At 69.5% G+C, this 9,920-nt stretch carries 5 protein-coding genes and 2 pseudogenes; 2 read left to right on the top strand and 5 right to left on the bottom strand.

What is annotated here, in order from left to right; all coding sequences use genetic code 11:
• Window positions 1-105: 105 nt before the first annotated feature.
• Window positions 106-807: pseudogene (locus tag B7767_RS12295) on the bottom strand (MMPL family transporter); the annotation flags it as partial.
• A gap of 206 nt (window positions 808-1,013) precedes the next feature.
• Here B7767_RS12295 and B7767_RS12300 point away from each other — a divergent pair.
• Window positions 1,014-1,988, top strand: a complete 975-nt coding sequence (locus B7767_RS12300) for a site-specific integrase (protein WP_085572230.1) — start codon at window positions 1,014-1,016, stop codon at window positions 1,986-1,988.
• 43 nt (window positions 1,989-2,031) lie between these two features.
• Here B7767_RS12300 and uppS read toward each other — a convergent pair whose 3' ends face one another.
• A complete protein-coding gene (gene uppS / locus B7767_RS12305; RefSeq protein ID WP_085572231.1) occupies window positions 2,032-2,808 on the bottom strand; it encodes a polyprenyl diphosphate synthase in 777 nt (258 codons plus the stop codon).
• 234 nt (window positions 2,809-3,042) lie between these two features.
• Here uppS and B7767_RS12310 point away from each other — a divergent pair, with 234 nt between their 5' ends.
• A complete protein-coding gene (locus tag B7767_RS12310) occupies window positions 3,043-4,080 on the top strand; it encodes a methyltransferase domain-containing protein (RefSeq protein WP_085572232.1) in 1,038 nt (345 codons plus the stop codon).
• Window positions 4,081-4,246: 166 nt separating this feature from the next.
• On the opposite strand, the gene B7767_RS12315 is transcribed toward B7767_RS12310, so the two are convergent.
• From B7767_RS12315 to B7767_RS12325, 3 genes and pseudogenes are all read right to left on the bottom strand, one after another.
• Entirely contained in the window at window positions 4,247-7,303 is a 3,057-nt protein-coding gene (locus B7767_RS12315; protein WP_085572233.1) for a Tn3 family transposase, read from the bottom strand.
• 129 nt (window positions 7,304-7,432) lie between these two features.
• Window positions 7,433-8,884, bottom strand: a pseudogene (locus B7767_RS12320) (MMPL family transporter); the annotation flags it as partial.
• 86 nt (window positions 8,885-8,970) lie between these two features.
• Window positions 8,971-9,177 carry a hypothetical protein gene (locus B7767_RS12325; RefSeq protein WP_085572234.1) on the bottom strand — a complete coding sequence of 69 codons (207 nt, stop codon included), beginning with the start codon at window positions 9,175-9,177 and terminating at the stop codon, window positions 8,971-8,973.
• Window positions 9,178-9,920 lie beyond the last annotated feature (743 nt).

The following is a 9,920-nucleotide window of genomic DNA, read 5'->3' on the forward strand; positions in this document are numbered from 1 at the left end:
CCCGGCCCCGGCGCGTGGCGCGGGGCCAAAGGGCGGCGGCCGCGGGCCCATGAGAATCCGGGACGGGCCTGGGGCCCGTCCCGGAACTCGTCCGTGCCGCCGCGCTCACCGTTGCAGCGCGGGCTCCTCGTCGTCGGCGAGCGGCCGTCGACCGGCCGGCAGCTCCGCCGCCGGCCGGGACAGCCGGCTCGGCCACCACATCCGCCGGCCGATCAGCAGGGTGAGGGCGGGCACCAGGACCGACCGCACCAGCAGGGCGTCGAGCAGCACGCCGAAGGCCACCAGGAACCCGACCTCGACCAGCATCACCAGCGGAAGGGTGACGAGGACCGCGAACGTGGCCGCCAGGACCAGGCCCGCCGAGGTGATGACGCCACCGGTGGCCGAGAGGGCCTTGAGCATGCCCTCTCCGGTGCCGAGGCGCACGGTCTCCTCCCGGGCCCGGCTGGTCAGGAAGATGTTGTAGTCGACGCCGAGCGCCACCAGGAACAGGAATGCCAGCAGCGGCACCGAATAGTCGATGCCCTTGAACCCGAGGACGGTGTCGAAGACGAACACGCTGCCGCCGAAGGCCGCGGCGAACGAGACGATCACGGTGGCCATCAGGACCAGCGGGGCCAGGACCGCGCGCAGCAGCAGCCCGAGGACGATCAGGACGACGACGAGCACCAGCGGGATCACCAGCTTCTCGTCGCGCCTGGTGGTCACCTCGGTGTCGAGGTTCTCCGCACTCGGCCCGCCGACGATCGCCTCCGCCCCGCTCACCGCGTGCACGGCGGTGCGCACCCGCAGAATCGTGTCGTACTCGGGGGTTGAGGAACATCCATGTCGGATCGTGCGCTAAGCCGACGTCGGCCCTGGTGGGCGACTGACGGGGCCTGGGCGGCAGGGACGGGCTGAAGTCTTGCTGCAGATAACACCCCAATATCTGCGGTAACTTGATCCGTAACCTGCGGTGACGCTCTCTGGGCCGTACGTGAAGTGGCCCTGTTATCTGTGGCAAGGGGGAAGCGGTGCCCACCGTCGAAAAGTTGCCGACCGGCAAGGCGCTCACCGTCCGGACGGCGGCCGACGTGTTCCTGGACTCGCTTGGCAACCCGAACACGGTCCGCAACTACGGAATCGGGGTGGGCAAGACCGCCGAACGGCTCGGCGAGTCCCGACCGCTGGCCTCGGTCGCGGACGACGAGATCGGCGAGGCCCTCGAACTGCTCTGGGGCACTGCCGCGGTGAACACCTGGAACTCCCGGCGCGCGGCGGTGTTGTCCTGGCTCGGCTGGTGCCGGGAGCGCGGCTACGACGGCCCCGCCGTTCCGGCCTGGGCGAAACGGCTCGCGGTGCCGGACTCCGAGACCCCGGCTCGCTCCCGCATGGCCATCGACCGGCTGATCGCGCGGCGTGAGGTGCACCTGCGGGAGAAGACGCTGTGGCGGATGCTCTACGAGACCGCCGGGCGCTCGGAGGAGATCCTGGGCGTGAACATCGAGGATCTGGACTTCGCCGGCCGCCGCTGCCTGGTAAAGGCCAAGGGGGCGAAGTCGAAGTCCCGCCGCCGAGGCCAGGTCCGCGAGGACTTCGTGCTGGAGAAGGTGTACTGGGACGCCGGCACCGCCCGGCTCCTGCCCCGGCTGCTCAAGGGCCGCACCCGCGGGCCGGTGTTCGTCACCCACCGCCGCCCCGGCCCGGGGAAGGTCGTCAGCCCACGTGACATCTGCCCGGACACCGGCTTCGCCCGGCTGTCGTACGGGCAGGCCCGCGCGCTGCTGGACCACCACACTGCGGTGCGCGGAGCGGGCGCGGGCTGGGACCTGCACGAGTACCGCCACTCCGCTCTGACCCATCTCGGTGAGCAAGGCGCGAGCCTGCTGATGCTGATGGCGAAGTCCCGGCACAAGAAGCCGGAGAACGTCCGCCGCTACTTCAAGCCCTCCCCGGAGGCGATCGCCGAGCTCACGAGCCTGCTTGCTCCGGGCGACAGCAGCAGGTGAACGTCGGTTCTCGCTCGGGTCCGGGCGAGGCTGTGTGCCTGTCTCATGCGCCGTATCGGCGTTGCCGGGCCGAATAGCTGCGCAGGGCCCGCAGAAAGTCGATCTCTCGGAAGGCGGGCCAGTAGGCCTCGCAGAAGTACAGCTCCGAGTAGGCGCTCTGCCACAGGAGGAAGTTCGACATGCGCTGTTCTCCGCTGGTGCGGATGACGAGGTCTGGGTCAGGTTGTCCTGCCGTGTAGAGGTGACGGGTGATGTCGTCCATCGTCAGGCGTGCTGCGAGGTCTTCGAGGGTGGTTCCGGCTGCTGCCTGTTCGTGGAGCAGTTCGCGCATGGCATCGATGACTTCCTGCCTTCCGCCGTAGCCGATGGCAAGGGTCACTTGTGATCCGGTGGTGCAGCCGCGGGTCGCCTCCACCGCTTCCTTAAGGGCGTGGGCCGTGGAGTCAGGCAGGGCGTCGAGGGTTCCTGCTATGCGCACCTGCCAGCGGGCGTCAGGACGAGCGAGATGAACTGCCACCACCTGCTCAATCACCTGCATCAGAAAGGAGACCTCGGTGTCGCCGCGGCGCTGCAAGTTCTCCGTGGAGCAGACGAAGACCGTCACGTGCTTGATGCCGGCCGTCTCGCACCAGGACAGCACGTTCTCCACGTGTTCGGCACCGTACCGATGGCCGATGCTTGGGTTGGCCATGCCCATCTGGCGGGCCCACCTGCGGTTCCCGTCCATGATCAGACCGATGTGCTTGGGCAGCGGCCCCACTGCCGTCTGCCGCCGCAGCCGACGGGCGTACAGGGCGTAGAAGAGATCGGCGGTGCGCATCGTGAGGCCTTTCGCATGGTGTCCAGGGCAAAGACGGAAGTTCTTGGTGCACTGCAGAGGTCGGTTCGTCGCGGTCTCCGGCGTCGCCCGTGATACCGGCCCGGAGGAACCAGGTCGGGCACTCGCGCAGTCGGCGTCCGTCGTTTCACCGCTACGGAATACTACGCGGCACGTACTACGCGCTGTGTAGCATCATGGGAATCATTCCGGAGGCCGACCACACCTGGAGAAGCCATGCGCACCAACGACGCCCAGATGCTCGTGCTGTGCGCACTGGCCGACGGGCCGCTGCACGGGTACGCCATCAACGCGGCCATCGAGCAGGTCTCCGGTCACCGCCTCGGGCCCGGGAGTCTCTATGGAGCCTTGGCCCGTCTGGAGGCGAAGCAGCTGGTGATGCCCCTGGAGGAAAAGGGCCGCCAACGCCCGTTCTGCCTCACGCCCGCGGGGCGGGAGCTGCTTGAGCGAGAGGCGCACTCCATGGCCCGCCTGTCCGGGCGTGTATTCGAGAGCGCTGTTCCTGACGAGGTCGGCTACCTCGACCAACTGGCCGCGACGGACGCGGCGCGTTCTTACAAGAGCGTCATGCTTGACGCACTGGATGCCCGGCCCGGTGAGACCGCACTCGATCTGGGTTGCGGACCGGGCACAGATCTCAGCACTCTCGCCAAGACGGTCAGCCCGTCGGGCAGGGTGATCGGCATCGACTCCAGCCAGGAGATGGTTGAGCAAGCACGCAGGCGTACGGAAAATCTGCCCGCGGTCGAGGTAGAGCTGGGCGACATCCACACGCTCCCGCTCAAGGACGGCAGCATCGACCGTGCCCGGACCGACCGCGTGCTCCAGCACGTGGCGGACCCGGCCCAGGCACTTGCAGAGGCCCGGCGTGTCCTGCGCCCAGGCGGCAGACTCGTCATGGGCGAACCCGACTGGGATTCGCTGACCATCGACTACCCCGACCTTGAGGTCTCGCGTGCTTACACCCGCCACGTGACGGACAAGGTCGTACGCAACGGGGCCATTGGCCGTCAGCTGGCCCGGATCGCGCTGGATGCGGGATTCGCCGTGCCGACCGTCGTCCCGATCACCTCGGTCTTTCGTGATGCTCAGGCCGCAGACCAAATCCTCGGCCTTCAGCGCAATACCGAGCGCGCCGTGTCCGCGGGCTACCTGCCCGCCCTGGCATCGCAGAGGTGGCTTGACCATCTCGCCACGGGGCCCTTCTTCGCCGCAGTGACGCTGTACGTCGTCGTCGCGGAAGCCACCTCGTAGTCCTGGGTGCTGGCCGACCGCCTCCACTGCGGACTGGCCGTTCTCGCCTTGGGCAGGGTCGTGCTGCCCAACTTCGTCGATAGCCCTGAGCGGGGCCACCTGCTGACATGCCCACGGTCCGGCCCCCAGAAAGTCCTGGAAGCCGGACCGGTCTCATGTCCCACCGTCACATGTCGTCGGTGGCGTTCTTGTCTCGCAGGGGACGCAGGCCGCCGGGCAGATCGGGAAGCTGGAAGGAGTACCGGCCGAGCATATTGATGTGATGCCGTATGAACGGCGAGAGGCGGGCGACGTCCTCGCCGCGGACGTCGAAGCCGTCCGCCCGCAGCTGGTTCACCGCGGCGTCCATGTATCGGGTGTTGAACAGCACGAGGGCGTTGAGGACCAGGCCGAGGGCGCCGATCTGGTCCTCCATACCCTCCTGGTAGCGCTGGTAGAGCTGCCCCTGCTTGCCGTGGAAGATCTTCCGGGCCAGTGCGTGGCGGCCTTCCTGGAGGTTGGCCTGCACCTTGATTTGGCGGCGGTAGCCGGGCTCGTCGGCCAGGCGCAGGATGTGCAGGGTCTTGGCGATCCGCCCGTAGTGGGCGATCGCGTCGCCGAGCGGGGTGGGCCGTCCGTCGCGGGAAAGCATCCGGATGACGTCGTAGGCACGGACGGCTCCGGTGTGGATGGAGCCGATGATCCGCAGGATGTCCTCCCAGTGCCGTTCGATGCGGGCGAGGTCGATCCGGCCGCGGGCCGCGTCCTGGAAGGCGCCGTAGTCGGCGGCACGGTCGATGCGCCACATCTTCTGATCCGGCAGGTCCGCGAGCTGCGGGGCGTAGGCGAACCCTGCCAGGGTCAGCAGTCCGAACACGATGTCGCTGTAGCTCGCGGTGTCGGTGACGATCATCTCCGGCCGCTTGCCGCCGTCGCGGTCGTAGAGGACATCCAGCACGTACAGCGAGTCGCGGGGGGTGCCGGCTACGACCTTCCCGCCGAGACCTGCAGCCTGGTCGTTGATCATGTTGAGCCAGGTGGCGCCGCCTCGGCGGCCGAAGTACTTCGGGTTCGGCCTCGCGTACACCGAGGGGACCGGGACGACGAACCGCATTCCGTCCACCGAGGCCACCAGGCCGCCGCCCCACGCGGTCGCGAGGCCGATGGACGCCTGGTGCTCGATCAGCGTGGCGTTCGCGGCCCGGTACGTCGCGAGCCGCAGATACGTCTGGTCGACGTGGGACAGCCGGCCGTACTTCAGCGCGTCGACCCCGCCGATGACCGGGGTGTAGCCGACGTTGCAGCCGTGGGCGACCAGCAGCGCGGCGATCGTGACGTGCAGGTCTTTCAGGCGGGGCCCGGAGCCGGTGACCGAGGTGAACGCCTGGTCGGCGCCGGTCCAGGAGAAGACCTCCAGCAGCACCTCGGGCAGGTCCACGCGGGGCAGCATCGCGTTCACCGCGGCCCGCAGGTCGAGCAGGGAGGCCGGTTCGGGCTCTGGCTCCAGCGCGGCGAAGTGCAGTCGGCCGTCGTCGTCGAAGACGATCTGCGCGTTGTCCGGCAGGCGCCCGGCGACCTCCCGGTACGTGCCGTCCAGCAGCGCGGCCCGCGCCGCCAGGTGCTCGCCGGCCTGGCCGGGCAGCCCGAGCGAGGCAAGCACGGTCGGCCGGGCCTGCTCCCACGCCTCACCGGCCAGCAGCTTCGCCCGCGGGTCGCCCCACTTCGAGGAGTTCTTCGCGAACACCTGCTTGCTGCGCAGCATCCGGTGCAGCTGTTCCAGGACGCAGAACGTGTACGCCTTCCAGTCCACCGTTCCCGGCTCCAGGTGCGGCGCCGAGAGCACCAGGCGCCGCCACGACCCGGCCAGCAGCCCGGTGTCGATCTCGGCCGGACTGACCTTCTTGCGGCCCATCAGGTCCGGCAGCGACTTGAGCGCGGCCAGCACGGCCTCGCCCTCGGGGGTGGCACCGAAGTCGACGACCGCAACCAGGAGTTTCAGGAACGGCCGGACCGTGCCGAACCGGCTGACCAGCATGGACCGCCACGCCTCGTCCGCGTCGGAGTCCAGCGGCGGCGTCAGCTCGAACAGCGCGGCGATCGCGGCGGCCAGCTCGTGCCGGGGCACGACCGCCTCGATCCGCTCCCACATCGCCTCGAACGACTCCACCGCCGGCCCGGTGACCTCGCCGGTGTCGGTGTCGACCAGCTCGCTCGTGGTGTCGAACACGACCTGGAACGCGGTCGCCAGCTTCGCCGAGGCCCGCTCGACCCGCGGCAGCGTCTTCATCTTCTCCTTGACCGTCTCGCGCTCGGCCTTGGCCAGCAGCTTCGTCGCGATCAGCACCTCCAGAAGGTCGAGCGCGTCGTCGACGGCCCGGGTCGTCAGGTAGACGGTGGTGGCCAGCAGCGTCGCCAGCCGGCGGGAATCACCGTGCCGGCGCAGCAGCGACGCCTTCCCGTCGACCCCGTACCGGGACAGCTCCGCCAGCCGCCGAGGCGGGACCGCCGACACGTCCAGGTCGCCCATCCCGAGGGCGGCGATCTCCTCCGCGCGCTTCAGCGCCGCCTTCATCTGCGGGCCGGATACCCGTACCGGCCCGCGCCGTAGCCGGTCCAGCTCCGAGACCCGCTCACCGGCCGGGACGGTCAGCAGCGAGTCCAGCACCGCCCGCTGGCCGGTGTTCAGCAGCCCGTACAGCGTGTCCCACAACCGCTGGTTCGCCGCCTCGCGCACCGAGGCCACCAGCCGGGCCAGGCGGCTCGCCCCCGGCAGCAGCACCCGCCCCTCGCGCAGCCAGCTGGCCGCCGCGTCGAACAACGCCTTCGGTCCGTCCCCGGTCGTCCACGCCCGCGCGTCCAGCCAGGCCGCCAGCTCCTCACGGACCTCGGCGAAGTCCCGCCAGCCCCCGGCCTCCTGGATTTCCCCGGCGTGCGTACGGGCCGTCCCGTCCCGCTCGCCGTACAGCTTCAGGCACGAGACGTCCGCGATCTCCAACTGCTCGGCCAGGTACTCGGCCACCTCCGCGGGCACCTGCCGTGGGTCCGGCATGAACCGGCCCAAGAACCGCACGCTCGTGAGCTGGACCGCGAACCCGAGCCGGTTATGGGCCCGGCGCTTGGCCTGCACCGCCTCCCGGTCCGCGTCGTCCAGGAAGAAGTACCGCTCCAGCTCCGCCCGCGAGGGCGCCTCGTGAAACGACCCGTACCGGGCCGCCTGCTCGTCCGTCAGGAACTCGACCGCCACAACAGCTCTCCGAAGATCGACAACAGCAACCCTCGAAGGCTCCGACGCCAAATCACCCCAGGTCAAAGCCCCAAACGGACCGGAGAGCCCTTAGCGCACGATCTGACGCCGATGTTCCTCAGACCCCTACTCGGCGGCGGTGTCCGGCGCGTCCTTCGGGAACACGGAGATGTTGGCCCAGCCACCGCTGGTCTCCTCCGGGACGGCCAGGGCCACGCCGCGAGTGTCCTTGACGACGTCGAGCACCCGCTCCCGGTGCGCCGGCCGCGTGAGGACCGTCATCGGCTGGCCGCCGAGCTCCGGGAAGTGCTGGCGGAGAACGCTGAAGCCGGTGACCGACTCCGGCGCGGACAGGAACTGGTCCTGTTCCCGCAGGGCTCCGGTGTTGCCCGCCAGCCCGAGGGCGAGCACGCCGAGGACTCCGAGGGAGCCGAGCGCAGCCACCCACCGGCGGCGGCCGATGGAGGTGCCGAGCCGTCCCCACAGCCCCGGCTTCTCCTCCACGGCCGTGCTGAACCGCGGGACGGCCGGCCAGAAGATCCGCCTGCCGAGCACCACGAGCACCGCCGGGAACAGCGTCAGCATGGCCACCAGCGCGCACAGGATGCCGGCCGCACCGATCGGACCCAAGCCGCTGGTGCTGTTCAGGTCCGCGACGAGCAGGCAGAGCAGGCCGGCGACCACGGTGGCCGCGGACGCGACGACGGCCGGCGCCGCGCCGCGCAGCGCGTGGACCATCGCGACCCGGACGTTCTCGTGGTGGTGCAGTGCCTCCCGGTATCGGGCGATGAGCAACAGCGCGTAGTCCGTGCCGACGCCGAACACCAGGATCGTCAGCAGCGCCGAGTTCTGGTCGTTGACCACGATGCCGAAGCCCTTGACGAGCAGGTAGACGGTCCCCATCGCGGTCAGCGCGGCCGCGCCGACGGCCACCAGCGGGATGATCCACAACACCGGGCTGCGGTAGGTGAGGATGAGCAGGAGCGTGACGACGGCGATGGTGGTGAGGAGGACCTGCTCGTCGATGCCGTCGAAGACGGCGTCCATGTCGCCGTCGATCGCGCCCGGGCCGGTCACGTCGAGTTCCAGGCCGGAGGGGCGGTCCTTCGCGGCGTCACGCAACGGGCCGATGATCTCCTCCGGTGGGCCGTAGGCCGTGCTCACCTCGAGGGTGAACGTCATCGCCTTGCGGTCGGTGGAGAGGCTCGTCGGTGAGCCCTCGTCGTCCTCGCCGGCCGCCTCCGTCTCCTTCGGCGGGTACCGCTCGGCAAGGGTGTCGTAGTGGCGCTCGACCGCCGCGCGGTCGGCGTCGGTCATGCCGTCGGCCCGGTGGTACACGAAGACGAACGTGCTGTCCTCACCGCCGGGGAGACTGTCGTCCAGCGCCGCCACCTTGGTGGACTCGGCACCGGCCGGCAGGGTGTCCACGGCGCTGTCGGTGGTGACCGAGCTCAGCTTTCCGCTCAGCGGCACCATGCCCGCCGCCAGCACCAGCCACAAGCCGATCACCAACCACGGCACCCACCGGCCTGCCAACCGACCGGCCGGCGCCTGCCCGGACGGTGCTGCGTCGACTGTCATCACTAGCCTCCTGCATACGGGTCACATCGCTTGTCTGGAGGCCTACTTCGTACTGAGGGAACCTGAGACGACTGTTAATACGGTGCTCAGGCCGGTCGGCCGGACCACGTGCCCGGCGCACGCACCGGCGTGGTGGCGTCGAGGTCCTGTCCGGTGGGCAGGGCCCGGGCGACACAGCCGTCGGGCCGGATGACCAACGCGTCGACGTCCACCCGGTCCGTGCGGGCGGTGACGGTGCTGACCCGTCCGGCCCACGCGGCCGGATGGTCCGCGTTCGTGTCGACACCGATCACACCGCCACAACGGCGAAGAAGGTGCACCAGGTCAAAAGTGCGGTGGTCGCCACGTATCCCGTAGGCATGTCCGTGACCTTGTTCCCGTCAGTGCCCTGCTCTTGTACAGCTACGGCGAACGGACGTGCAGCGCTGAGTGACGCCCGGGGCTGGACCGGGCGCGGGAGTCGGCGGTGTCTCCCACCCGGGCCGTGCTCGGGCTCCACCGGGAGCCACGGTTCGGCGTCGGCCTCGGTCTTCTCCGGCGACAGGTGGAGGAAACGGGATACCAAGGTCGTGTCATGCATGCGCTCATCGTGCGGCGCCACCGGCCCCGCTCACCCAGGACGGGTGTGTGGTCCCCGGTACGGCCGGATCGTAGCCAGGGCCGACTCTCAATAAAAGCAAGTAGCCGAACACCCAGTGACTGGGGTCGGCCGAGGCGGGGAGGTACGTGGCCGGGAGGCCGGAGGGCCGTATTGTACGTACCGGGCCGGTCCGTACGACTCGGTTCGACACGAGCCGGAACGATGGGCTTGTTGGAGGACGGAAGCGGAACGACCTATAGCTATTTGCTGTTATTTAATAACACTGCAGTCGGATACGGCGAAGGAGAAGAGACGTTGCCGAAGCTGACCCCCCTCGTCGGAGCGGACAACCCCATGAGCGTCCCCGCCCGCGCCGTCACCGCCGTGAACCGCTTCCTCGACACCCTGCGCTCCGAGGCCACCCGGCGCCAGCGCCGCGCCTACCTCGAGGAGTAC

This window comes from Streptomyces sp. 13-12-16, assembly GCF_002114215.1.
GTDB lineage: Bacteria > Actinomycetota > Actinomycetes > Streptomycetales > Streptomycetaceae > Streptomyces.

Coding starts and splice junctions, on each gene's coding strand:
- B7767_RS12310 (WP_085572232.1), top strand. CDS start 3,043: ATGCGCACCAACGACGCCCAGATGCTCGTGCTGTGCGCACTGGCCGAC.
- uppS (WP_085572231.1), bottom strand. CDS start 2,808: ATGCGCACCGCCGATCTCTTCTACGCCCTGTACGCCCGTCGGCTGCGG.